The 24,507-nt window shown below is 41.5% G+C and carries 27 protein-coding genes and 3 pseudogenes; 15 read left to right on the top strand and 15 right to left on the bottom strand.

Annotated elements, in window-relative coordinates; all coding sequences use genetic code 11:
• Nucleotides 1-11: 11 nt before the first annotated feature.
• From B5D77_RS13645 to B5D77_RS13630, 4 genes are all read right to left on the bottom strand, one after another.
• Nucleotides 12-224, bottom strand: coding sequence for a ribbon-helix-helix domain-containing protein (locus B5D77_RS13645; RefSeq protein WP_106909009.1), 213 nt, complete (start codon nt 222-224; stop codon nt 12-14).
• 118 nt (nt 225-342) lie between these two features.
• Nucleotides 343-987 (bottom strand): hypothetical protein, encoded by a 645-nt coding sequence (locus B5D77_RS13640; protein ID WP_106910005.1) that lies wholly within the window; start codon nt 985-987, stop codon nt 343-345.
• Between the two features lie 321 nt (nt 988-1,308).
• Nucleotides 1,309-1,593, bottom strand: a complete 285-nt coding sequence (locus B5D77_RS13635) for a hypothetical protein (protein ID WP_103111899.1) — start codon at nt 1,591-1,593, stop codon at nt 1,309-1,311.
• On the bottom strand, nt 1,583-1,879 hold the full coding sequence (locus B5D77_RS13630) for a BrnT family toxin (RefSeq protein ID WP_002784536.1): 297 nt from the start codon (nt 1,877-1,879) through the stop codon (nt 1,583-1,585). The genes B5D77_RS13635 and B5D77_RS13630 overlap by 11 nt, the downstream gene beginning before the upstream one ends.
• Nucleotides 1,880-2,384: 505 nt before the next feature.
• On the opposite strand from B5D77_RS13630, the gene B5D77_RS13620 reads away from it, so the two are divergent.
• A complete protein-coding gene (locus B5D77_RS13620; protein ID WP_106909008.1) occupies nt 2,385-3,977 on the top strand; it encodes a hypothetical protein in 1,593 nt (530 codons plus the stop codon).
• 222 nt (nt 3,978-4,199) lie between these two features.
• Nucleotides 4,200-5,609: an IS4 family transposase gene (locus B5D77_RS13615; RefSeq protein ID WP_106909948.1), complete on the top strand. Its 1,410-nt coding sequence runs from the start codon at nt 4,200-4,202 to the stop codon at nt 5,607-5,609.
• A 254-nt stretch (nt 5,610-5,863) separates the two neighbouring features.
• Here the strand turns inward: B5D77_RS13615 and B5D77_RS13610 are convergent, their stop codons facing one another.
• Entirely contained in the window at nt 5,864-7,273 is a 1,410-nt protein-coding gene (locus tag B5D77_RS13610; RefSeq protein ID WP_106909933.1) for an IS4 family transposase, read from the bottom strand.
• 379 nt (nt 7,274-7,652) lie between these two features.
• Between B5D77_RS13610 and B5D77_RS13605 the strand changes: the two genes are divergently transcribed.
• The 3 genes from B5D77_RS13605 (at nt 7,653) to B5D77_RS13595 (ending at nt 9,236) form a co-directional block, all read left to right on the top strand.
• Nucleotides 7,653-8,291, top strand: coding sequence for a DUF2834 domain-containing protein (locus B5D77_RS13605; protein ID WP_106909007.1), 639 nt, complete (start codon nt 7,653-7,655; stop codon nt 8,289-8,291).
• A 130-nt stretch (nt 8,292-8,421) separates the two neighbouring features.
• Nucleotides 8,422-8,715, top strand: a complete 294-nt coding sequence (locus B5D77_RS13600; RefSeq protein WP_002733401.1) for a hypothetical protein — start codon at nt 8,422-8,424, stop codon at nt 8,713-8,715.
• Between the two features lie 2 nt (nt 8,716-8,717).
• Nucleotides 8,718-9,236 (top strand): low molecular weight protein-tyrosine-phosphatase, encoded by a 519-nt coding sequence (locus tag B5D77_RS13595; protein WP_002802607.1) that lies wholly within the window; start codon nt 8,718-8,720, stop codon nt 9,234-9,236.
• A 14-nt stretch (nt 9,237-9,250) separates the two neighbouring features.
• On the opposite strand, the gene B5D77_RS13590 is transcribed toward B5D77_RS13595, so the two are convergent.
• Nucleotides 9,251-9,907 (bottom strand): response regulator transcription factor, encoded by a 657-nt coding sequence (locus B5D77_RS13590; RefSeq protein WP_106909006.1) that lies wholly within the window; start codon nt 9,905-9,907, stop codon nt 9,251-9,253.
• 433 nt (nt 9,908-10,340) lie between these two features.
• Between B5D77_RS13590 and B5D77_RS13585 the strand changes: the two genes are divergently transcribed.
• Together B5D77_RS13585 and B5D77_RS13580 are read left to right on the top strand one after the other, a co-directional pair.
• Nucleotides 10,341-11,456, top strand: coding sequence for a branched-chain amino acid ABC transporter permease (locus B5D77_RS13585; protein WP_008205644.1), 1,116 nt, complete (start codon nt 10,341-10,343; stop codon nt 11,454-11,456).
• Between the two features lie 97 nt (nt 11,457-11,553).
• Complete coding sequence (locus tag B5D77_RS13580) at nt 11,554-12,306, top strand: ABC transporter ATP-binding protein (protein ID WP_008205642.1); 753 nt, start codon at nt 11,554-11,556, stop codon at nt 12,304-12,306.
• Here the strand turns inward: B5D77_RS13580 and hisH are convergent.
• Both hisH and B5D77_RS13570 read right to left on the bottom strand, forming a co-directional pair.
• Nucleotides 12,295-12,933 carry an imidazole glycerol phosphate synthase subunit HisH gene (hisH, locus tag B5D77_RS13575; RefSeq protein WP_008205640.1) on the bottom strand — a complete coding sequence of 213 codons (639 nt, stop codon included), beginning with the start codon at nt 12,931-12,933 and terminating at the stop codon, nt 12,295-12,297. The genes B5D77_RS13580 and hisH overlap by 12 nt on opposite strands.
• A 319-nt stretch (nt 12,934-13,252) precedes the next feature.
• Entirely contained in the window at nt 13,253-13,462 is a 210-nt protein-coding gene (locus B5D77_RS13570; protein WP_008205638.1) for a type II toxin-antitoxin system HicB family antitoxin, read from the bottom strand.
• 38 nt (nt 13,463-13,500) lie between these two features.
• Here B5D77_RS13570 and B5D77_RS27850 point away from each other — a divergent pair.
• The 4 genes and pseudogenes from B5D77_RS27850 (at nt 13,501) to B5D77_RS13550 (ending at nt 14,691) form a co-directional block, all read left to right on the top strand.
• Nucleotides 13,501-13,697 (top strand): annotated as a pseudogene (locus B5D77_RS27850) (hypothetical protein).
• Between the two features lie 79 nt (nt 13,698-13,776).
• Nucleotides 13,777-14,040, top strand: a complete 264-nt coding sequence (locus tag B5D77_RS13565) for a type II toxin-antitoxin system ParD family antitoxin (protein ID WP_008205635.1) — start codon at nt 13,777-13,779, stop codon at nt 14,038-14,040.
• A gap of 136 nt (nt 14,041-14,176) precedes the next feature.
• Complete coding sequence (locus B5D77_RS13555; protein ID WP_008205633.1) at nt 14,177-14,401, top strand: hypothetical protein; 225 nt, start codon at nt 14,177-14,179, stop codon at nt 14,399-14,401.
• Nucleotides 14,398-14,691 (top strand): type II toxin-antitoxin system mRNA interferase toxin, RelE/StbE family, encoded by a 294-nt coding sequence (locus B5D77_RS13550; RefSeq protein WP_008205630.1) that lies wholly within the window; start codon nt 14,398-14,400, stop codon nt 14,689-14,691. Before B5D77_RS13555 ends, B5D77_RS13550 begins: the two co-directional genes overlap by 4 nt.
• On the opposite strand, the pseudogene B5D77_RS13545 reads toward B5D77_RS13550, so the two are convergent.
• Nucleotides 14,688-15,405: pseudogene (locus B5D77_RS13545) on the bottom strand (IS1 family transposase). The gene B5D77_RS13550 and the pseudogene B5D77_RS13545 sit on opposite strands and share 4 nt — an antisense overlap.
• Before the next feature lie 573 nt (nt 15,406-15,978).
• Here B5D77_RS13545 and B5D77_RS13540 point away from each other — a divergent pair.
• Nucleotides 15,979-16,254 carry a hypothetical protein gene (locus B5D77_RS13540; protein WP_106909005.1) on the top strand — a complete coding sequence of 92 codons (276 nt, stop codon included), beginning with the start codon at nt 15,979-15,981 and terminating at the stop codon, nt 16,252-16,254.
• A gap of 218 nt (nt 16,255-16,472) precedes the next feature.
• A pseudogene (locus tag B5D77_RS27255) lies at nt 16,473-16,826 on the top strand (clan AA aspartic protease).
• 1,076 nt (nt 16,827-17,902) lie between these two features.
• Here B5D77_RS27255 and B5D77_RS13530 read toward each other — a convergent pair.
• Both B5D77_RS13530 and der read right to left on the bottom strand, forming a co-directional pair.
• Entirely contained in the window at nt 17,903-18,778 is an 876-nt protein-coding gene (locus B5D77_RS13530) for an energy-coupling factor transporter transmembrane protein EcfT (protein ID WP_008205621.1), read from the bottom strand.
• 3 nt (nt 18,779-18,781) lie between these two features.
• A complete protein-coding gene (der, locus tag B5D77_RS13525; RefSeq protein ID WP_008205619.1) occupies nt 18,782-20,140 on the bottom strand; it encodes a ribosome biogenesis GTPase Der in 1,359 nt (452 codons plus the stop codon).
• A 152-nt stretch (nt 20,141-20,292) separates the two neighbouring features.
• Between der and B5D77_RS13520 the strand changes: the two genes are divergently transcribed.
• Nucleotides 20,293-20,544: a helix-turn-helix domain-containing protein gene (locus B5D77_RS13520; protein ID WP_002761350.1), complete on the top strand. Its 252-nt coding sequence runs from the start codon at nt 20,293-20,295 to the stop codon at nt 20,542-20,544.
• Nucleotides 20,522-21,259 (top strand): hypothetical protein, encoded by a 738-nt coding sequence (locus tag B5D77_RS13515; protein ID WP_008205617.1) that lies wholly within the window; start codon nt 20,522-20,524, stop codon nt 21,257-21,259. Before B5D77_RS13520 ends, B5D77_RS13515 begins: the two co-directional genes overlap by 23 nt.
• Here the strand turns inward: B5D77_RS13515 and B5D77_RS13510 are convergent.
• The 4 genes from B5D77_RS13510 to B5D77_RS13495 form a co-directional block, all read right to left on the bottom strand.
• Nucleotides 21,234-22,379 carry a DNA cytosine methyltransferase gene (locus B5D77_RS13510; protein ID WP_008205615.1) on the bottom strand — a complete coding sequence of 382 codons (1,146 nt, stop codon included), beginning with the start codon at nt 22,377-22,379 and terminating at the stop codon, nt 21,234-21,236. The two genes, B5D77_RS13515 and B5D77_RS13510, sit on opposite strands and share 26 nt — an antisense overlap.
• 305 nt (nt 22,380-22,684) lie before the next feature.
• A complete protein-coding gene (gene psb35, locus B5D77_RS13505) occupies nt 22,685-22,885 on the bottom strand; it encodes a photosystem II assembly protein Psb35 (protein WP_008205613.1) in 201 nt (66 codons plus the stop codon).
• A 59-nt stretch (nt 22,886-22,944) separates the two neighbouring features.
• A complete protein-coding gene (locus B5D77_RS13500) occupies nt 22,945-23,352 on the bottom strand; it encodes a gamma-glutamylcyclotransferase (protein ID WP_008205611.1) in 408 nt (135 codons plus the stop codon).
• Nucleotides 23,349-24,374 (bottom strand): aldo/keto reductase, encoded by a 1,026-nt coding sequence (locus B5D77_RS13495; RefSeq protein ID WP_008205609.1) that lies wholly within the window; start codon nt 24,372-24,374, stop codon nt 23,349-23,351. Before B5D77_RS13495 ends, B5D77_RS13500 begins: the two co-directional genes overlap by 4 nt.
• Nucleotides 24,375-24,507 lie beyond the last annotated feature (133 nt).

Below are 24,507 nucleotides of genomic sequence, written 5' to 3'. Positions count from 1 at the left end.
GAATATTGGTATCAAGAACGAGACGCAGCACGAGTTTCTCGGATAGCCTCATTGATAGATTCTTCGATTTCTTCCTCGGAATAACGCGAGTTACGTTCTTGGACAGAATCCACGGTTTCTTCAAAGCTCGCTCTTTGTGCCGCTTCTTCAACGTATTGGGATAAGCTTCCCTTTTTTGCGCCTTTTTGTCCTAAAGCTGATCCGGTTAGTGACCAACGTACCATAATTTTTCTCCTTTAGCGCCTAAACACATAAACATCATAACCCATTTCTAGCAACCATTAGAAGGAACCAATTTTAACCCTCAATGCAGCCGACAAGATATACAAGATGGAGAGCCGACTATAAACCCAAACGTTTATTTTCTAGTTTTCTCATCTCTGTTTGTACGCTAACACCAATTTGTAAGGCTTCATCTAAAAATCTACCGTATTCTGTGGCTTTTTCGGTTGCTTGTAAGGTTCTCAAGTCACTTAAATCAATATTAAATTGTTCTGGTCTAAATTGGGGATTTTCTCTCAAAATTCGTTCTGTTTGTAAAGCTCGAACTAGATTTTCCCGATTAATTCTTAATGCTTCTAAAACTTTCTCTCTTTCATTTAATTTAACGGGATTACCCACTGCTTCTAATTGATCTAAAGTATTAATGTTTAAAATAAGTTGATAATATTGATTGATTTCTTGACCAAAAACATTTGTTTTATTATATTCGTTGCCAAGCCTTGCAAGTAGCCAAAAAAAGAACATAGAGGGTAAAGCGCATAAAATAAAACTCCAAAAGTTACCTGAATCATACAATACTCCGAAAGCACCAATTCCAAAAAATGAACCTAGCATACCCAATAAATACATTTGCAAAAACAATATTGTCCTTATTGGACGCAACAGATATACTCTTTTTGATTTTTGATATCTCTGCCAATTAAATCCGGTTAATCTTTTTAACTCTCCTAGCGTGATTTCTAGTTCTTGCAAATCTGGTCGCATTTTTAAAGTCACTCCTGACAATAATCTTTAGTCATTTATTTAGGATAGTACATGAGGACTTATCCCAGAAAATTGAGGGAAGCTGGAAAAATTGATGGGTGAGAAAAAAATATTGTAAGCTGAGAAAATAGAGGGAAACAAGCGAACAAATGAACTAAACTGAGTCTGGTTCTTGGAAAGCTAGATTAAAGAAACTCAATCGACTCAATCGCTGAATCGGTGTCGAATTCCAAACTCTCCAGCAATCTATCCGCAAGAAGCGCCCTCGACAGATAAAACTCTATGTTCTACAAGCGATCGCACTACAACTGAAAACCTAGACTAACGCGGAGTAACTTCACTCAACGCTTCTTGCAGCACTTCATCACTTACACCATGACGCTTCAAACTAGCAACGAGAGCAGAAATTGTATCTCCCTCTAGACGCTCCAAATCCGCACGCAGCCCTTGTCCAATGTAAGCACGCATCAAAGGTTGATAACCTGAGAAACCAAGCAACGGTGCAACCCGCTTTAAATCTTCAATCACATCTTCAGGAATACGAATCGTGATTGTAGTCATAGGGCGATTTCTCTCCAGCCGTTTTTTTAATGCCTCAACTTTCATAATACTCACGTTCCTTGCGTGTGGCTTTGCGAGCCGAAATGATCCGAATGATGTCGTTTTCACGCTCAATATAAACGACGTACAGGAGATTCCACCGTCTATCTAACCCAATGATCGCATCTCGTGCCTCATCATTGCGACTTGCATCAACAACAACCAGCAGTGGATCGAAGAAGACTTCTGCTGCTTGCTGAAACGTAATACCGTCATGGTTGATCGGGTTAATCCTAGATTTCTCGTCATTCCAAACAAAAGTAATGCCACTGAGGACAAAATAGACATCCATACTTGTAGTATAGGCAGGATGTATTTACATTGTCAATACTTTATTAACACACCCTACGAGAGCAGCAATTAAGTAGGTAGGCACAATTATTTGTAGGATGGGTTAGCGGTAGCGTAACCCATGCGGGCGTTGGGTTTCATGCTTCAACCCAACCTACGTTCATTTTATATTTAATTCCACCCACCTACTTATTATAGGTTGGGTTGACGCAAGGAAAAACACCCTACGAGGCTCTAGGCTTATTGACAGATAAAAATCAATTCAGGGTGATTTTATGCTAATCTGCAACTTACCGACTTATAATAAAAATGTTCTTGCCAAAGAAGTTGTAGCTAACTACTTAACTGAATCTGCTAGGATGCTATTACAGAATAGAAGACTACATCTATTAATTGCTGAGGCAGAACTAAGTTTAACCGCTCCTTTTTTAACTACTTATATCGCTTTCAGGTAAAAAAATTAGGCGTTTTCGGTTTACCATAGTCAAAGTGTGCTTTCTAGGCTAATGACTTTGACTAAAAACCCCGTGAGCAGAAACCGTCGTTTTTCCCCGCGCAATCTCTTTGAGACTTGCATGGCCCTATTGGTGTTATGTAATTATATTCTGGTTATTTTCGATTTAACTTATATTCCCCTGCGAGATTTTTGGTTACAGGGACGCTTGCAAATAACTTTATTAAGATTTAATGAACCAATAAAATTCGGGCCGATTTCCTTTCAAGAATTACAAATACCTCCCGATAAACCCCTAGAAATTCCCTTTGTTAAAGGAATTGCTAAGTATGATGTGGTGAAAGGGATTAAACCCTATCGCAGTACCAGTGAATATTTAGCTACGGTTGATAAACTTAATGAACTAATCAATCAAAAGGTCTTTAACCCAGAGTTTAATCTGCAAGAATATCGCCAAGAGATTGAGAAAATTTTAGCCAATTTACGCCAAAAAAGTGTCGATATGATCGATAATAATCCCTTTGCCTCGGCCGAGAAAACTGGGACTTTAGAAAAGATTAAAAATAAAATGCGCCTGCGGGTTTTTAAAACAGAAAATATTTCCGCAAAAGCAGCCTTTCAGAAGTTTTGGACTTGGGATTATCTCAGTCAAAATGGCTGGGAAAAAGAGTTAAAGTTTTTTAATCAAGAAATTCAACCTTTAATAGAAACTAATTATTTTCGTCCCCTGGGAGAAGATGGGAGACCGATAGATAACTTTGAGGCGATCGATTTTTTCTTTGGAACCATCTTTTTCTGGGAATTTATGCTGAGAACTTGGTGGATTGCTCGCACTCATAAAGGTCTGCGTTGGCGGGAGGCTATGTTATGGCGATGGTACGATATTTTTCTGTTTATTCCTATCTGGAGATGGCTGCGATTTATTCCTACCGTTATTCGCCTAGATCAAGTTAAAATCATTAACTTAAGGTTGATTAAAGAACAGGCAGTTAAAGGCTTAGTAGCGCTAATTTCTAAAGATATTACTGAGATAATTGTCCTGAGAATCATTAATAAAATTCAGGAATATATTCGACAGGGACAAGTGGAAAAAATTCTCGATCGATCCCTCAATGGCGGATATAATAATCTCAATGATACTAATGAAGTTATCGAAATTTTTCAGTTAGTAGTTAATAGCACCGTTAACAAGGTTTTACCGCAAGTTAAACCAGAAGCAGAAGCTTTAATTAAATACAATATCGAGAAAATTCTCAGTCAAACTCCCGCTTATCAAAGCTTATTGCGATTACCCGGCATGAAAGGATTAAAAACTGACTTGAGCAATCGTATATCTAGTCAACTGTATCAATCCTTTGTTAACATAGCGGAAAAGATTACCCAAGAAGACGAAGTTTTTGAACGTTTATTACAGCAATTAGTCCAGCGTTTCGGGCAATCTCTCGCTGGGGAATTACAATCCCGTCACAGTTTAGAAAGAATCGAGATGTTGTTAATTATCTTCCTAGAAGAAGTGAAATTAAACTATGTACAAGAATTTTCGGATGAAGAATTAGAAACTATCCTCGAACAAACTCGCTTACTCCACTCTCAAAGTGCAGAAACTAACCCAGCAGAAACCATGAATTCCCGTCGTCTTCCCTAAAAATTAAGTAGCTGGTTATAATTAAATTAAAAATGGATTTTAGGTTCGATCCCCCCTGCCCCCCTTGATAAGGGGGGTGCCGATAGGCGAGGGGATCTCCCCTTAATAAGCTATCCATTAGTCAGATCTTTCTTAACAAAAAGAGAAGAAACTTAAAAAAAGGGGAAACGATTGATAGGTATAGTTTTGAAAGAAGGAATTAAGGTGGAGGTAAGCAAAAAAATGGAGAAATGGGCAGCCCAAGAATTACAGTATGCAGACCTAGGGGACACCAGAAGAAAGAAAAGGTTAATCAGTATCGTAGAAAACTTGGCCAGCCAACCTAGTACAAGTGTGCCACAAGCTTCGGGAAATCTAGCCGCCGCCAGTGCCACCTACGACTTTTGGAATTCCCCCTATTTTCACCCCTCAGATATAATTGCCGCCCAAGCTAAAAGTACAGTAGAAAGAATCAAAGAACATCCAATAGTTTTGGCAGTGCAAGACACAACAAGTTTAGACTTTACGACGCAAAAAGCCAAAAAAGGAATGGGTTATCTAGATTGTAAAACATCCTTTGGTCTCAAAGTTCATACCACCTTAGGAGTCTCAGCGCAAGGAGTACCTTTAGGACTGATTAATCAATATGTCTGGGCAAGAGAAGAAAAGAATTTAGGGATTGCCAAGCAAAGAAAAAAAAGAGAAACTCAAGAAAAAGAAAGTCAAAGATGGTTAGATTCTTTGTCAGAAACACAACAACAAATACCCGAAGAAATTCAAGTAGTAACAATCGGAGATTCTGAGGCAGACATATTTGATTTATTTGCCCAGTCAAGAAATCCTAACTCTCATTTATTAATTCGAGGAACTCATAACCGAAAAGTTAACTATCTCGAAGACAAGCAAAGGTCAGGGCATCCAGAGACTAAATATTTACATCAATCCATCAGAGAAATAAAAGCCTGTGGTAGCCTAGATGTGCAAGTAAAACGCAATCCTAATCACGAGGCTAGACTAGCTAAACTAACAGTTAGATTTGCCAGTTTTGAAATACAAGTACCTAAGCATCACTCGAAAGCGAACCCTCGTCAACCGGTCAAATTACAGGTAATTTTAGCTGAAGAAGAAAATCCGCGTCCTGGAGTTAATCCTATCAGTTGGCTCCTCTTAACTAGCCTAGACATTAGTAGCTTTGAATCAGCGATAACCTGTGTGCGCTGGTATAGTTATCGCTGGTTAATAGAACGCTATCATTTTGTTTTAAAAAGTGGTTGTGGATTAGAAAAACTGCAATTAGAAACGGGTCGGAGAATTGAGATGGCCTTAGCTACCTATTCAATTGTAGCTTGGAGATTACTTTGGTTAACCTATCAAGCACGCTTACACGGAGAGGAGAGTTGTGAAAGTTTTTTGGAAGAACATGAATGGCAATCTTTGTGTGCCACTATTCATAAAAAGAGTCCGCCACCTAAAAAGCCGCCCTCCTTTCGAGAAGCGGTCAGAATGATTGCTTCTCTTGGGGGGTTTTTAGGTAGAAAAGGTGACGGTGAACCAGGTGTTAAAACTATTTGGTTGGGACTGCGAAGGTTACATGATATCAGCGAGACTTGGAAACTGTCTCATCAAATTAGTTCCCCCATAGAACCCCCTTGAGCCATCTGGCACACTTTTCTCTTTTTGTCAAATTTTATGTTAAGAAAGATGTGACTAATGGATAGCCTTAATAAGGGGGGTGCCGATAGGCGGGGGGATCTCCCCTTGATAAGGGGGGTGCCGATAGGCGGGGGGATCTCCCCTTGATAAGGGGGGTGCCGATAGGCGGGGGGATCTCCCCTTGATAAGCTATCCATTAGTCACATCTTTCTTAACATAAAATTTGACAAAAAGAGAAAAGTGTGCCAGATGGCTCAAGGGGGTTCTATGGGGGAACTAATTTGATGAGATAGTTTCCAAGTCTGGCTGATATCATGTAACCTTCGCAGTCCCAACCAAATAGTTTTAACACCTGGTTCACCGTCACCTTTTCTACCTAAAAACCCCCCAAGAGAAGCAATCATTCTGACCGCTTCTCGAAAGGAGGGCGGCTTTTCAGGTGGCGGACTCTTTTTATGAATAGTGGCACACAAAGATTGCCATTCATGTTCTTCCAAAAAACTTTCACAACTCTCCTCTCCGTGTAAGCGTGCTTGATAGGTTAACCAAAGTAATCTCCAAGCTACAATTGAATAGGTAGCTAAGGCCATCTCAATTCTCCGACCCGTTTCTAATTGCAGTTTTTCTAATCCACAACCACTTTTTAAAACAAAATGATAGCGTTCTATTAACCAGCGATAACTATACCAGCGCACACAGGTTATCGCTGATTCAAAGCTACTAATGTCTAGGCTAGTTAAGAGGAGCCAACTGATAGGATTAACTCCAGGACGCGGATTTTCTTCTTCAGCTAAAATTACCTGTAATTTGACCGGTTGACGAGGGTTCGCTTTCGAGTGATGCTTAGGTACTTGTATTTCAAAACTGGCAAATCTAACTGTTAGTTTAGCTAGTCTAGCCTCGTGATTAGGATTGCGTTTTACTTGCACATCTAGGCTACCACAGGCTTTTATTTCTCTGATGGATTGATGTAAATATTTAGTCTCTGGATGCCCTGACCTTTGCTTGTCTTCGAGATAGTTAACTTTTCGGTTATGAGTTCCTCGAATTAATAAATGAGAGTTAGGATTTCTTGACTGGGCAAATAAATCAAATATGTCTGCCTCAGAATCTCCGATTGTTACGACTTGAATTTCTTCGGGTATTTGTTGTTGTGTTTCTGACAAAGAATCTAACCATCTTTGACTTTCTTTTTCTTGAGTTTCTCTTTTTTTTCTTTGCTTGGCAATCCCTAAATTCTTTTCTTCTCTTGCCCAGACATATTGATTAATCAGTCCTAAAGGTACTCCTTGCGCTGAGACTCCTAAGGTGGTATGAACTTTGAGACCAAAGGATGTTTTACAATCTAGATAACCCATTCCTTTTTTGGCTTTTTGCGTCGTAAAGTCTAAACTTGTTGTGTCTTGCACTGCCAAAACTATTGGATGTTCTTTGATTCTTTCTACTGTACTTTTAGCTTGGGCGGCAATTATATCTGAGGGGTGAAAATAGGGGGAATTCCAAAAGTCGTAGGTGGCACTGGCGGCGGCTAGATTTCCCGAAGCTTGTGGCACACTTGTACTAGGTTGGCTGGCCAAGTTTTCTACGATACTGATTAACCTTTTCTTTCTTCTGGTGTCCCCTAGGTCTGCATACTGTAATTCTTGGGCTGCCCATTTCTCCATTTTTTTGCTTACCTCCACCTTAATTCCTTCTTTCAAAACTATACCTATCAATCGTTTCCCCTTTTTTTAAGTTTCTTCTCTTTTTGTTAAGAAAGATCTGACTAATGGATAGCCTTGATAAGGGGGGCATCTGATAATTTTTAACGCCTACCTACTTAAGTAGGTGGGTGGAATTAAATATAAAATGAACGTAGGTTGGGTTGAAGCATGAAACCCAACGCCCGCATGGGTTACGCTACCGCTAACCCATCCTACAAATAATTGTGCCTACCTACTTAATGATCATTGATTAGGTAATATTGCTTGATTTTTTGATCACTTTTCTAGTAAAATATCTGCTAGACACCCCATTACTCAATTAACCTAATTATCTACTCCCATGTTAACAAAAATTATTCTCGGTTTGCTTTGGTTAGGCTTCGGATTATACGCTTTTTTACTAGCACCCCCTGATCAACCAGATACAGTGAATTTAATTATCGATCTTTCCACTGGAAAATGGCAAAATATCAACCCGTTAATTATCGCTCTTTTTAACCTGATGGGAGTTTGGCCACTTATCTACACTAGCCTTTTAATTATCGATGGTCGTGACCAAAAAATCATCGCTTGGCCCTTTACTTTTGCCTCCTTTGCCGTGGGTGCTTTCGCTATTTTACCCTATCTAACTCTCCGTCAACCCAACAGCAATTTTACCGGTAAAAAAAATCTGGTCATTAAACTTTTAGACTCACCTTGGTTGGGAGTAATTGCCCTAATTACTGCGGCAATTTTAATCGCTTACGGATTAATTAACGGCAATTGGTCTGATTTTTGGCATCAGTGGCAAACTAGCCGTTTTATTCATGTTATGAGTTTAGATTTCTGTCTTTTAACCCTATTATGTCCAATTTTGCTGCAAGATGATCTAACCCGACGGGGGTTAAAAAATCCTTTCCTGTTGCCGGTAATTTCCCTTTTGCCTCTAATCGGTCCGGCAATTTATTTAATTATTCGTCCTCGCTTAGGGGAGAATTAAGGGTAAATTGTCTTGAGCAAACTTAACTATTTCTTGACAAGAGAAGTTCATATTTAACAAAAATTATGCTGAGGTTCCCCTAAAATACGAGGAAAGAGATTAATGTCCAGATTAGAAGGAGTGTTTAACCTTGTTAGAGAGTCAAAAACCACCTCGAATTTACTGCTTTCAAGCTGATTATCTTGCCTCCCAACAATTTAACCCCCAAGAGATTCCCGCTTGGTTATCCTTAGAGGTAAACTGGCAGGGTTATAGAATTCATACCCTACCCTGGGTAGCAGACGTAGCTAGGGTATTAGGATTATTAGCGATCGAAGATACTCCCCAAGGGTGGCAAGATTATTTAGAAAGCTTGGGATTAGCCAAAATTAGGTTAATGGACAGCGAGGAGTTTTTTGAGGATAAATCTTTATCGGGATGTTAGAAATGCCCTATAATTGGCAATTTAGTGATGATTCTACCAGTGAATTTATGCCCTATAAACTACTCTTCGTCTGTTTAGGAAATATCTGTCGTTCTCCCGCTGCCGAGAATATCATGACTTATCTGATTGAACAAGAAGGATTAGGTAATAAAATCCTCTGTGATTCTGCGGGGACTGCCGGTTATCATATCGGTTCTCCTCCCGATTCTCGCATGAATACGGCGGCCAAAAAACGCGGTATTCCTCTGCAAGGGACAGCCAGACAATTTACCCGCGAAGATTTCGATAATTTTGATCTAATCTTAGCCATGGATAAAGCCAATTATCAAGATATTTTATCCCTAGATCGGACAGGAAAATATCAAGAAAAGGTCAAGTTAATGTGTGACTATGCTCGTTATCACCCAGAAAAAGAAGTTCCCGATCCCTACTACGGTGGTCGTGAAGGTTTTGACCGCGTAATCGAGCTACTTTTAGACTCCTGTGGCAGTCTTTTGGAGGAAGTAAAAAACAAAATTTAAGTTTTTTCTTTCAGCTAATCGATTAATCTATGTTCGAGGGAAAAACGAACCAATTCAGCCCGATTGTTAGTATTGGTTTTTCTGAGTAAACTGCTAACATATTTCTCGATCGTGCGAGAACTAAGATGCAGTTTTTGCCCAATTTCACTGTTAGAAAGTCCCCGGGCTAAATGTTCTAACACTTCCCGCTCGCGATTAGTTAACTTAAAATCGTCCTGTAAAGAAGAAGTTAAAACATCCCTAGTTTTGGGGCTTTCTTCTGGTTTTAATTTCTGATATTGACGTTCGCTTTGCACCATTTGCGCTCGCTCTAAAAGATTGCGAATAACCGCTTTTAATTCCTCCATCTCAAAAGGTTTAGGAAGATAGATATCACAACCCACTTGATAACCGCGAATTCTTTCCTCCGTTGACCCTCTTTCGGTTAAAAAGATTACCGGTAATAACCTAAATTCTGGCTGTTGCCGCACCTTAGTCACCAAAGAATAACCGTCCAAACGGGGCATTTTGATATCCGATACCAAAAGATGGGGATGATAGGTATCCAATAAAGTCAAAGCTTCCAAACCATTACTCGCCGCTACGACACTATAACCTGCTAATTCCAAATAGTCTTTGACTGCTAGGCGGATACCGGGGTCATCATCGGCAATTAGAATCAAAAGAGGCATAGAAATTAACAGGACAAGGTTTTTTCGGTATTGATAGCCTAGCACCCTCCGCTCGCCACAATCGTCTATCAAGCTACAGAGGCCGTTTTAACTGATATTATACTAGCAGTTAGCAATCAGCCTTTTCAGTGATCAGTAATCAGTAATCAGTAATCAGTAATCAGTAATCAGATGTGAGTTTTCAGCTTTTTTCTCCTCCTCTCCCCACTCCCCCACTCCCCACTCCCCCATCTCCCCACTCCCCCATCTCCCCACTTCCCCAACCCCTTGTTTACTTTTTACTTTGAAGATCATTTTTTAGTTATAGCGTTTCTCATAAGTATGAAGTATAACTGGATTGGGCATCGTCTCATGATTCCTGACTCCTGACTTCTGGCTCCTGACTCCCGAAACCGAAAACTTCGTACCTCACTATTAAGATAATTGCCATAACATGACAGATTATTTAGTTTCCCTGACAATTTGGGCGGGTATTTACGCGATTTTTGCCCTCGGTTTAAATCTACAATGGGGATTTACTGGCTTAATTAACTTTGGTCACGTTGCTTTTGCCACTTTAGGGGCTTATGCAACGGTTTTATTAACTTTACAGGGTGTACCGATGATTTTTGCCGCCATTGTCGGGGCGTTCCTAGGGGCATTGTTGGGATTAGCCATCGGTTTTTCCACCCTGAGATTAAGAGCCGATTATCTAGCGATTGTCACCATCGGGGTGTCTGAGTTAATTCGTTTACTGGTGCTTAACGAGGATTGGTTAACGAAAGGCAGTTTCGGACTACAACGTTATCCCCTACCTTTGGATATAAATCCCAGTTTTCCCGTCAAATTATTAATTATTGCCCTGTTTACCCTGCTTGCTATCTTTGCTCTCTGGCAATTGGGGCGCAATCTGCAACGACAATGGCGCGAAGCGTCGCAAATTAGCGGTAAAAGCTATCAACCGACGCCAAAGAGTGCTTTAATCTTTTGGGGGTCTTTAGGGGCGATAATCCTGCTTTTTCTGTATATAAACGGTGTAATTGCCTTGAATGACTATAATTACAAAGCCGGGCTGATGGTGGTAGTTTTAATACTCCTCGCTCTCGTTTATACTGGTTTAGAATTACTTTTGCGCTCGCCTTGGGGACGCATCCTCAAAGCGATTCGGGAAGATGAAGAAATTCCCCGGGCTTTGGGAAAAAATGTCTTTTGGTATAAGTTACAATCTTTGATGTTAGGCGGTGCGATCGCTGGTTTAGCCGGGGCTTTTTTAGCATGGCAATTAACCACTATTTACCCGACTAATTTTGAGCCGTTATTGACTTTTAACGCTTGGATTATTATCATTCTCGGTGGCTCTGGTAGCAATGCCGGCACCTTACTAGGAGCAGTAATTTTCTGGGCTTACGATTCCCTGACTCGCTTTATTCTGCCCCAATTAGATATTTTTAATGATAGCCAATTAGGGGCTTTACGGATTATGATTATCGGTCTGCTGCTCATGGTTTTAATGATCTGGCGCCCCCAGGGTATCCTCGGCAAAAAAGAGGAGTTAACTTTGGGAAAATAATTTCAGTTATCAGTTATCAGTTATCAGTTCATCGATTACTCTTCACTGAAAACACTTCCCACTTCATAATTCATAATTCATAATTCATAATTTATATATGTTACTTTCTGCCAAAGGATTATCGAAAAGTTTTGGAGGCATTCGCGCCGTCAATAATGCTTATTTGGACGTGCCGCAGGGCAGTATCACCGGGTTAATCGGGCCAAATGGAGCCGGCAAAACCACACTTTTTAACCTTTTATCTAATTTTATTCGCCCGGATAAAGGGGAAGTTTTTCTTGATGGTCAGCCCATTCATCAGCTGCCTCCCTATCAAATTGCCCTGAAAGGATGTGTAAGAACTTTTCAAGTCGCCAGGGTATTATCCCGATTAACGGTGTTAGAAAATATGCTCTTAGCTAGTCCGGGGCAAACGGGAGAAAATTTTCTCAAAGTCTGGTTTCAGGGGGCAAAAATTCGCCAACAGGAACAGGACAATCGTGACAAAGCTTTGCAGATATTAGATTCGATCGGTCTGGGGGAGAAAGCGCACGATTATGCGGGAGCTTTATCGGGAGGACAGCGGAAATTATTAGAGATTGGCCGAGCGCTAATGACCGAGCCAAAATTAATTTTATTAGATGAACCAGCCGCCGGAGTTAATCCCACTTTAATCGGTCAAATCAGCGACCATATTATCGAATGGAATCGTCAGGGAATTACCTTTTTAATTATCGAGCATAATATGGATGTGATTATGTCTCTTTGTCACCACGTTTGGGTATTAGCAGAAGGGACAAATTTAGCCGATGGCATTCCCAGCGAAATCCAAAAAAACGAGCGGGTTTTAAAGGCTTATTTAGGAGACTAAAGCTAATTTTTGCACCTGTTCAACAAAGTTAGCCAGAATTTTTAAGCCATTAGTCGAGGATTTTTCCGGGTGAAACTGCACCGCTACCAAACGATCACGAGCGATCGCTGCTGTCACCGTTTGACTGCCGTGGGTGACGGTGGCGGCAGTTAGATGACGATCAAGGGGATCGACATAATAGGAATGGACAAAATAGACGTGAGGATGGGGGGGTAATCCCTGCCAAAGAGCATCATCCGGCTGGGTGAAGTCTAATTGATTCCAACCCATGTGGGGAATGGTAATGCCAGGTTCCGAGCGAAAACGGCGCACTGTCCCCGGAATAATCCCTAAACCCGCCTCTTGTCCTTCCTCCGATGAGTCAAAGAGAATTTGTAAACCGAGACAGATACCGAGAAAGGGTTTACCATTAGCGATCGCAGCTTTGATCGGTTTTTCGAGATGACGGGCCCGAATTTGCCGGACAGCAGGATCAAAAGAACCGACTCCGGGTAAGACAATAGCGTCAGCTTTTTCCAGATCTAGGGGAGAATCGGTAATTTTCGGCACTGCACCCACGGTTTCCAGTCCTTTACAGGCAGAGTGCAGATTTCCCATGTCGTAATCGATGACAGCGATTAAGGTCATTGCTATATACTGATCAGGCGATAACCTTATTTTAGAACAATCACGCCGTCATACCATTTTTCTTTATTCGTGTCCCTCAACCCCAACCTTGTCCCTTTCTGGGAGAGGGATTGGGGGTCAGGCCAATTAACTATCTCTGCCATTACTTTAGAAAAATTGTATAATTTGCCATCGAGGACCGACTCCCCAAAACGAAAACTTCGTACCTCACTATTAAGATAACTGCTCTAAGTAGTAGTGCAAAATTAATTTCCTAAGAACAATTAACCCTTTTTGGCTAATTTATCAATGCAATAATCATCAATTCCCTTACAAGAGTTTATTTGGGTAAAATTTCTCTGTTTTTATTTACTTCAGTCTCAGGTAAAGATTCCCCTAATTTCTGATAAAGTTCTATCAGAGATTCTAGGACTTCTTCAGCATTTTTCACTGATTCAGCATAAGTATTACCATGAGTTATCCATTTTTGTCCTGGAAAGTCTGGTAAGCCAACTAGATAACAATTGTCTTCCTCAGACCACTGAATCACTATTCTATATTTAAGTTTTTGGCTCTTCTAGATTCTGTGTGATAAGTTTAACTTACAATATGATCGATCGATCTTTGTGTCCTTTGTGTCTCTGTGGTTCGTTCCACTCACTGCCCCAAGACTGTATCTTAGAATACATTTTACCCACCAAACCGGGGAGAGCCATTTTTTTTGGCATCAGTCAAGATTTGATCGATCAGGTAATTTGCTGGGGGGTGTGACAAGTCTTGTATAATCTGTTAAAATTATAAGATGCTAAAAAGTCTGCGCTATAATACTCCATTAGGATGATATAAAGGTAATTAGGAGAAGCGATGAACACTATCCAACTGACACCGGAAATAGAAGATTTGATTGCTCAACAAATCAAAACAGGAAAATATCAAGATGATTTAGCCGTTATTGAAGAGGGATTGCGTTTATTGGCAGAAAGAGACAGAATTTACCGAGGAAGATTTGAAGAATTGAAACGGGAAGTCATGATTGGGGGGCAAGAGTTGAAACGTGGGGAAAGTTTTGATGGTAGAGAAGTCATCAACAGATTTAAAGCAAACAATCTTCAGAATTGTGAATATTAAATTATGATCGTTATTTTAATATCCGCAAGAGCTAAATAAGATTTAGAAAGCATCAATGATCGGATTGCTTATTCTAATATTCAAGATGCCAATCAGTTAAACTTATTACTTAAATTAAATCAAGAGAGGATCAATTATGATAACATTAGAACAAGCTCTTATAACAGTTAATCAACTACCTATTGAACAGAGAGAAATGTTAATAGAAATTATCAAAAATCAAATGATAGAATCCTATCGAGAAGAAATAGCCCGAAATGCTAAAGAAGCAAAGGAAGCTTTTCAAAGAGGAGAATTAAAACCTCAACCCTTAGAAGATATTATTAATGAATTAAAAACTATATTAACAGAAGATGAATGAGAGAGATTATTGCAACACAGAAGTTTAAACGATCATTTCGTAAATTTGTCAAGCGTAATGCTCAACTTGAACAAAAAATTATTGAAACATTAAAGTTAATGCAAGAAGATATTTCTACCCCCCAGTTAGCTACTCATTCATTACAGGGAAAATTGCTAGGATTAAAAGCTTGTTCTTGTGGTTATGATTGTAGAATTGTATTTTCTTTGGAAACAACAGAAACTAATGATAAGGAGCAAAAAGAGGTAATTATTCTAATTGATATTGGTACTCATGATCAGGTTTATTAATTGGTGGTGATTCGGTAGTAGTGATGGCGGCTTAATCCTTTGCTTTGCTGTGCATTGTAGTCATGGATAAAATACCAAAGGGTTCCCCAACGTGATTCTCCATTTTTTTAGAGAAAGATAGACTCTCTCTCACCAGCCGAGAAATCCTTTGTCGAAAGGTATTATTTAATCTTTCAATATGATTAGTTTGACCAGTTTCTTTTCCGACGGGTCGATGACGTTTACTAGGAATTACTGTCTTATAGGACTCCCAAAAGTCTGTGTAAGCAACCGCGCATTGTCGGTAAACACCTGGTAAACTGGCCTCAAAGTTTTTTAGCTGATTGACGACTACTATCTCCGCGCATAGCAACCAATAATTTCCCTTGTTTTTCTATCAATTGCCAGCCAAATATAAACCTTTATCGTCTTAGAAAAAACCAAAGACCACATCTCATCACATTCTCTAACCAATTTACCTTTTGGTTTGTCCGAAACCTTTATTTGACGGGGGACAGCCGCCAGTTTATTGTTGACATAGTTTTGTAACCATGACCAACTTACCCCTGTTACTCTAGCAATTCCTCGCAAGGAAATTCGTTCGAGCAAGAGTTTATCAATTAATTGTTTGGTTTCGTCAGAGACGGTTTTATTAGTGGGATTGATCACAAACTGACGACCACACTCTTTACATTGACGTTTGGGTTTTCCATTATGAATAGAACCATTCTTAATCCTATGGTGAGAACCACAATTAGGACAGGGGAATAGAGGTGAACTAGGGGGGGATTTTGTTCGGTGCTAGACTGATATTTGAGTAAGCCAGACAGGAGCCAGAAAAAGATATTTATCAGAAAAGTCATGATCAAGCTAGAGGTTTAAAGACTGATCGGGTTCCAATTATTTTTATTAATAAATATTTTACACAATTCATACCAGGTAAGCAAGAGGGCTACGCCACTACTACCCAATCATTACCTCTAGCATCACCTTCTGGTCAAGATGCTCATATAGTTCCTCTCAAAGTCAAATTTAGTTTTGGCAATCAACAAGATGTTTGGAACAGCGTTCAGAGTCTCCTTCGTCCCTAAAATATGTATGCAGTAATTGAAGTTAGATCGCCATCGCCGTAGTGCGATCGCAATCTTGTAGGGCGCGTTCCCTAATGCAAGTTAAAGTCAGATGTAGGCTGGGTTGACAAAAGGAAACCCAACAACTTCTAGTTTAATCCCCTCCGCCACCTCAACGATAGACACCTCCATTGCTTAGGGTAAAATGAAGGGGCATAGTTGAAAAGAGGTCAAATCTATGACAGTTCGACAACCCCGCTACAGCAAAGAAGAGCTTGCCCGACGTGGCGATGAGATTTATGAATCTCAGGTGCGCCCCCAAATTGAGGAAGGTAATCATGGTAGAATTGTGGCGATCGACATCGAAACTGGAGCGTTTGAGCTTGCCGACGATACGATGACTGCGACTCGGCGACTTTATGAACGATTGCCTGATGCTCAGCCTTGGGTTGTTCGGATCGGCTATCGCGCCGTTCATCGTTTCGGCGCACGGAGTTTGAAAGACGCTCTATGATGATGCAGGGTTACGTCAATCAGAATTACGAAGCAATAAACCTCTTGCATAATTAATTTTTGAGGGTTCAAAAACGGTAAGAATAAGGATTAAATTGCATAAAATCCTTAAATAGACCATTTAATTGATTATTGTTCATTCCTAATTCTCCTGACTCCTGACTCCTGACTCCTGACTCCTAACCCTAACAACAATTTTTGATTTTTACCAGAGGTCTAATGCTTTCCTTGGTTGTGAGGAACGGCGACAAACTTAAATCCATTACTGCTGTGATCGATACAGGGTTTACAGGGGTAGGGGTCTTGAGTCTCCCGATTGCTACTATTAGAGAACTTGAACTGTCTTCGAGTTACCGCGATCGGGCAACCTTGGGCGATGGTAGCGAAGTCTTATTTGATAGCTATGATGGCATGGTGATTTGGGGTGGGCAGTATTGAGAAATCGAGATTAACGCGGCAGAGACAGAGCCATTGATTGGAATGAGCCTGTTGCGCGGTTATCGGTTGCAAGTCGATACAGTGCGATGCCGAAGGCACTGCGTAGCAGTACGCCGATCTTGTAGGGTGCGTTAATGAAATGTAACGCACCTTATTTTGTTTTAATCAAAGCAATCTATTCAGCGCAGTTTCTGGTCAGTTATCATGCCAGATAAGGCAATGATCGAGGAAAATTTACAATCATGACAGTCCGTCAAACCCGCTACAGCAAAGAAGAGTTTGCTCGACGTGGTAATGAGATTTATGAATCTCAGGTACGTTCTCAAGTCGAGGAGGGAAATCAGGGGTAAATAGGCACTATCGGGAATATCTGGATCGAACATAGTTTTTAAGTTGTTAGTTGTTATGGCTATGGCAGTTATCTTAATAGTGAGGTACGAAGTCTCCAGTTTTAGGCAACACCAGAACAGGAGCTAGTCCCCTGGAGATGATGCCAAATGGCTGCATCTCACATTGGCAGAAGTATAGACAATTAGGAATGATAAATATAGATCATTAGTAATGATCGGTGACTCTTAGATGAGTTGCTACAAATACATTAACAAATGCTTGTAGGTATCTCACGGAAAAAATAAGACAATTCCTCTGATCTGGCGTTCGGGAGCTTAGTCCCCCGACGGATAGTTTGGGGTCTATAACTGGCCAAAAGCTGGGATTAAGTGATAAAATCGCAGTTAACGCCCAATTTTGGCAGTGAGTCTCCCTTGAAAAATCGCAACTTAGTGGATTTACAAAAATGAGATGGGCTTTGCCAAATGCTAAATTGTGTCATACTTCATCTATGATCAGAAACGCTGTAACTTACTTTTATAAGTAATACTTTTGATGTGTTTAAATATCTATCTTTAGTAGGAAATTAGCGAGTGGGCTTCGGCCGTGAGATCAGCGTTCGAGCGAGCGTTCGACAAAAGCTCACGCGGCTCGACTGAGCTCGCCGAACGTCCGAAGTCTCGCCGAACGTCCGAAGTCTCACGCCGAGGTCCGAACGGAAGTGGGGAGGTGGGGAAATGAGGAGTGAGGCTCTTGGGTTCTTGTTATCAATGGACGGGGTGATCAGGGATGAAACCACTATAGAGAAAGGCATTCGGTGATTTTTGTCAATTGTTTTCGATCCTGAAAACTCGCCTCTGATAACTGATCACCGATCACGGCTATAAACCACCCCAAACTAATCGGGCTGCCCAAAAGGGAATTAACAAAAATAAAGCGATAAAATCAGCCGATCTTAACTGTAATTGGTGCCAGCGTACTTGATGCTGATTGGGACTGGTAAAACCGCGAACCTCCATAGCGATCGCTATTTGTTCAGCGCGCAAAAGCAAATTATCTAGTAATTTTTCCACTACTGTTAACCAGAGGTTTAAACTTCTTTTAATCCCTAATTTTTGCCAATCGATCGCCCTAGTTCGCACTGCCCTGGCTAGATTTTGCACTTCTTCTAAAACCAGAGGAATAAAGCGCAAAGACAGGGTCAGAGTCAGAGAAATTTCCGTCACCGGCACATTAAATCGCCGTAAAGGACTCATTAAATTCTCTAAACCTTCGGTAATTTCTTCCGGGGCCGTCGTCAACAAAAAGAGATTAGTGCTATAAATTAAAGTAAAAACTAAGGTACTAATTCTCACTGCTAATTCCAAAGAACGCCGGGTAACAAATAAACGACCTCTATCCCATAAAACATACTGATAATCACTTGCTGGCGGTAAATTCAGCCCTTCCTCTGGTAAACGCGGCTGAATACTCACCGCTAAACCATCGGGAGTGATAGCAGTAATCAGAAAGACGATAATCGCCAAAAATATCAGCCAGCCCATCTGTTGCCGCCAGACGCGGGGGGGAATAGGTGCCAGCAGGGTTAAAAATATTAACAATCCCACCAAAGCTAAACGCCACCAAGGATTAGCCAATAAGGGTGCTGCTAAAAAAGCCATTAACCAGATAAATTTTACCCGCGCATCCAGTTGATGTAGTCGGGTAATCGGTTGATCGAGATAAAGACCGATGGGCAAACTTCGCAATAAATCCATAAATTAGACCTTGGTGGCTCTATTAACCGTTTTTTCCACTTCTCGCGCCGGTTTGCCGCGCCAGATTAAGCGGATCGGGGTTCCTTTAAAGCCTAACTGTTGCCGGAATTGCCCTTCGATGTAACGGCGATAGTTATCATTAAAGCGCTGGGGATCGTTAACGAAAAGGGCGATCGTGGGGGGTTGACTCGATACTTGCGTGCCATAGTATAGTTTCCCCTGTTTTCCACCCCTGGTGGTGGGGGGATTGTGCCATTTAACCGCATCTTCGATCACATCGTTGATTACCGAGGTACTGACGCGACGACGGTGAGATTCGGCGGCAATATCGACTAATTCGAGGATTTTGGTGACTCTTTGCCCCGTCATGGCGCTGACAAAGATCATTTCTGCCCAATCCATGAAATACAGTCGATCTTGGAGTATTTTGGTATAAGTATTGATGGTGTAGGTGTCTTTCTCCACCGCATCCCATTTATTGACTACTAGCACCACCGCGCGCCCTTCTTCAATGATTCGTCCCGCCAATTTTAAATCCTGTTCGGTGACACCATCTAGCACATCGATGACGAATAGCACCACGTCAGACCGGCGAATTGCCTTAAAAGCACGGTTAATACTGAAAAATTCGGCTCCATAGTCCACATTCTTCTTACGGCGAATGCCGGCGGTGTCAATTAACCGATACACCTGTCCTTCTCGTTCAATTAAAGTATCGATCGAGTCTCTGGTGGTTCCCGAAATCGGACTGACGATCGCCCGTTGTTGTCCGGTTAAAGCATTGAGGAGACTGGATTTACCCACGTTAGGACGACCGATAATTGCCACTTTAATCTCTTCATTTTCGGGAATTTCCGCCCCGGGTGGCAAATATTTAATCAGGGCATCAAGTAGTTCTCCCGTACCAGAACCGTGAATGGCCGAGATGGGGAAGGGTTCACCGATGGCCAATTCCCAGAATTCCGTCGCTTGCAGGATACCCTGTTCCACCGATTCACATTTATTGACGGCCAAAAGTATCGGCACATTTTGCTGTCGTAACCAAGCGGCAATTTCTCGATCGCCGGCGGTAATTCCTGCCTGGCCATCGACGACAAAAATCGCCACACTTGCCTCTGCTAGGGCGATTAAAGCCTGTTCGCGGATTAAAGGGAGAAATTCACTGTCATCGTTAAAAACTAGCCCCCCTGTATCGACAATTTGAAAATCTCGATCGCACCAGAAAGCTGGTTGATAGGTGCGATCTCTGGTAATCCCGGGTTGATCGAAAACGATCGCCTGTTGATCTCCAGCGATACGATTGACGAGGGTGGATTTGCCCACATTGGGACGACCGATAATAGCGACGACAGGCAGTTTCATAAGAGGGGGAGGGGACGGAAATTAAAGACCCAATATTCTATCATAGCGATTTGCGATCGACCTTGGTTGATTTATCTGTTTCTGTTCGGCACCGAGACATTGAATACTTTAGTCTGTAGAACTTTGGTATACAAAAGACTAGAATTCAGCTTATGCAATCTGGTCAACTAGAGCAAATTTTAGGACGAGAGCTACAGCGTTATCGCCAAGAAAAAGGGTGGTCGCAAGAGTATTTGGCGGAAGTAACAGGTCTGCATAGAACTTACATCAGTCAACTAGAGCGAGGATTAAAAAGTCCATCGGTGAGAGTGCTTAGTCATATTACTAATGCTTTAGGTCTGAGGATGAGTGAATTTTTGTATTCCGTAGAGGAATCCCTAAGTGTTAACGAACGACGAGACTAAAAGACTAAAGCAGGACATTCTAGCCGCAATTGCCTCACCATTGATTGGCTCGATCGAGGATTATAGCTGGGAAGCAATTTTCCATTATATCAAGAATATTCCTTTATCCGATCCTGCCCTAGGCAGAAGCAAACTACTCTACGATGCAGTGGACAGTAAAACTGCCAGTGGTTGGTCGCTAAAATCTCTACAACTGAATAGTTTAACTACAGATAATACCTTTTTGTTCGTAATTCAACGAGCAGATATTATCAAAAAAGCCATTCAACTTGGGGTTCCCTCTTTGAATCTGCAATCTTCCCCCGCACAACTGGGAACCGCTATTATTCAACACTGGAACGAGAAGATTCGCTCCAGTCAAACTGCTCAAAATGTCATCAACAGCTATGAGGGAATATTGCTAAAAAACCGAGAGGGCAATGAATATGTTTACTGTGAATACCCCCTTAATCCTCTTGATCCTAATGTTTTTTCTTGGGCATGGGCAATAGATAAAAAAACTGGGGGAGTAGGGGCAGGTTTACAGGGAAGCATCGCTGGCAAAACTCAGTTAGTTTGGTACAAAAATCAGAAACAGTTGTTTAGAAGCAGAACAATCCCCGCTGCCGCTATTCGTCTGAGAATTGAGAGAACTCGTCTGACAATAGATCGATATGTGGAGACAATTTTTGCAGCGCTACAAACCCAAACTAATACTCAAGATTTTGTCCCATAGAGTCTGCTACCACTTTGCCTAACAGTGGTGGCACAGATTCTCCAATTTGAGAGGCCATATCAGTATAAGTCCCTAAAAAGTGAAAATGATCGGGATAAGAATGTAATCTTGCTGCTTCACGAATTGTGATTGTCCGATTCTGGGTCGGATGAAAAAATCTGCCAGAACCGGGATGAAAAAACCACCTTGTAATTGTTCTTGCTGGTTTATCCCAAGAAAGTCGACCATAGGCCCCGCTATAGTGTTTTTTCGGTGCTAATTCAGCAGGTAAATCTCTCGCATCTTGTCCTTCCGCCAGAATTTGCACTCTTGACATTTGAATTGGTGTTAAAGCACGGGCAATATGATTAACAATTTTTTGACTTTGCTCACGCATCTTCTGTTGATATATGGTCTCGGGTTCCCTAGTATAAATTTCGTGATCATAAGCTTGTCCTGCTTCTAAAGTAGGTAAATCACTAATGGCATCTTTAACAGTAGTAACTGGGGCAATATTTGGTTCTAGTACAGTAAGCTGTGTCCAAGATTTTACAGCTTTATAATCACTTCTGATATCACCAGAATGAGTTGCTTGGGGAAGGGATGGTAAACGCTCTAGACTAGCTAAAAAAAAGGCTCTTGAGCGAGTTTGTGGCACTCCATAATAAGCGGCGTTTAGGGAAGTAGTAACTACTTGATAACCCCAAGATTCTAAATGTGCTACAATTTCATCTCTGATGATACCGCCATAAGCTTTCAAAATTTCAGGAACATTTTCCATGACTACATGAAGAGGACGAAACTCTTGAACAAATCCTAAGAAAGACTTATATAAATGATTGCGAGAATCATTAAGATAGCGATACCCAGCCGGGATATTTCGTGAAAATCCTTGACAGGGTGGACCCCCGATAAGGGCGGTTAATTCTTCTCTTTGTAAACCTAAGTATAAGCGCAGTTCTGATGGATTAACTTTGCGGATGTCTTCCTGAAAAGTGCGTGTTTTAGGATAATTATGTTGATAGGTTGCTAATGCTTTCGCATTTACATCAATTGCACAGATAGATTCAAACCCGGCTAAATGAAATCCCGTGGTCAATCCGCCCGCACCAGAAAATAAGTCGATAATTTGTTGTTTCATGGTTGAATACTATCGTATTCGGAGCCTCTTGTCAACTAAATATCCTAGCGATGATAGCGACAACAGGCAGTTTCATAAGAGGAGGAGGGGACGGAAATTAAAGACCCAATATTCTATCATAGCGATTTGCGATCGATCTTGGTTGATTGAGAGCGTTTCTCATAGGTGCGAAACGTTTAGGCATCAAATAAGGAGCCAAATGCCTGAAATAACCGCCTAGTAAGGTCTTTAGCCCCCGCGACTAACCTGATTGCTGAGAAGGGAGAAAAAAGCTGACGGTTAAAATAACTGATCACTGCCTTTTTCTAGGATTGAGAATCAGAATCTATCCCGGTCTTCACTTCAGGGATAATATCAGGTCTTTGGGCATCTTCCCAACCGACCGGGCGTTTAGAATTGTACCAAGCGATCGAACCGATGGTGACAGCAGCCAGAAAACCGACCACATAAACGGCCACAAAATAAACGGGGAATTTGCCACTGGCCACTTCTAGGAGTAGATACATAATTTTTTCACGATTAAGCTTTTAATTTGTATATCTTAACAGAATCGGCCCCCTCATCCCTATTCTCGATCGCTACTGGTCCACCAACCGGAAGGCAGCCAAACACCGCCATGAACAGCTATTTTTGCCGGTGTCATCATGTATCCCCAAGCTTCGCCGATTAATTCTCGCTCTAGATTATAAATAGGGATTCTGCGACGCTGATACTCGTTTTCTTCTGGATCTCTGCCGGGTTGATAATCTTCCAACCCATCCAAAAGCCCCAGATCATAATCTGCGTTAAAAGTCAATAAAATTCCTTTCACCCAGCCCTCGCCCTCGGTCAGTCCGGGATAACCGAGGGCGGTAAGATGGTATAAATGCCCCCTTGTGTAGACGGTTTTAGAGTTGATCACTTTTCCTGCACAGTAGGCAGAATAGTTACTTTCCTTGGGTTTCAGGGTTCCATAAACAAAGACTTCCATCATCGATCCAATTGTGCTGCTACTCCTCCTAATAGGATATCGCAAACAAATTGACTGGCTAAAAGTTCGTGGGGAAAACCGAGGGAAATGGCACTGATATTATCGAGTCGTTGCAGCTGTTCCCCAGTCAGGTTAAAGTCCACACAGGCTAAATTATCCTGCAATTGGGACAATTTTCGAGCGCCAATGATGGGAATTACGGAGTTAGGGCGATTTCTGAGCCAATTTAACGCCACCTGTGCCGGTGATTTGCCGATTTCTCTGGCAATCTCTAGGGCGGTCTCGGCAATTTTCAGATCGCGATCGAGAATTTGAAAAGGTTGGTCGGTCATGCTTAAACGACCATCGACGGGGTTGGGTTGATTATATTTTCCCGTTAAAACTCCTCCTCCCAGGGGACTCCAAGCTGTCACCCCGATATTTAATGCTTTGGCCATGGGCAATAATTCCCGTTCGGGGGTGCGTTCCTTGAGAGAATATTCTATTTGTAGTCCGATAAAGGGTGTCCATCCCCGTAGGGTGGCCAGGGTGTTCCCTTGGGAGACAATCCAAGCAGGACTGTCAGAAATGCCAATATAAAGGACTTTTCCCATCCTGACCAAATCATCGAAAGCGCGCATCACTTCCTCGATAGGAGTGAGAGAGTCCCAAATATGAAGCCAGAGTAAATCGATGTAATCAGTGCCTAAACGCTTTAAACTAGCTTCTACCGCTTGAAAGAGGTTTTTTCGATGATTTCCGCAAGCATTGACATCGCCGGGGCGCGTGTTGAGAGAATATTTCGTGGCGATTACCCATTTTTCTCGATCGCCCTTGACAAATTCCCCCACTAATGTTTCACTGGTTCCGTTTGTGTAGATATTGGCCGTATCGAGAAAATTGCCCCCCGCTTCCGCAAAAGCCTGAAAAACCGCCCGACTTTCCTCTTTATCCGACCCCCAACCCCAATCTTGCCCGAATGTCATCGTCCCTAGACATAGTTCGGAAACCCGCAGACCACTATTACCTAAAAGTTTGTAACGCATAATTAACTAAAATTTTGAATAAGAAGTTAATTATAGCGTTTTTCGGGCTGCTGAGGTACAAAAGTTATGGGTTTTAGGCAAAAGGCAAAAGGGAAGAAAAATAGGTGTACCTCACTAGCTTAGGAAACGCTTT

Source organism: Microcystis sp. MC19 (genome assembly GCF_003019735.1).
In the GTDB taxonomy this organism is placed as follows: Bacteria; Cyanobacteriota; Cyanobacteriia; order Cyanobacteriales; family Microcystaceae; genus Microcystis.
Note: the sequence above shows the minus strand (reverse complement) of the source record. Positions and strands in the feature narration are given on the sequence as shown.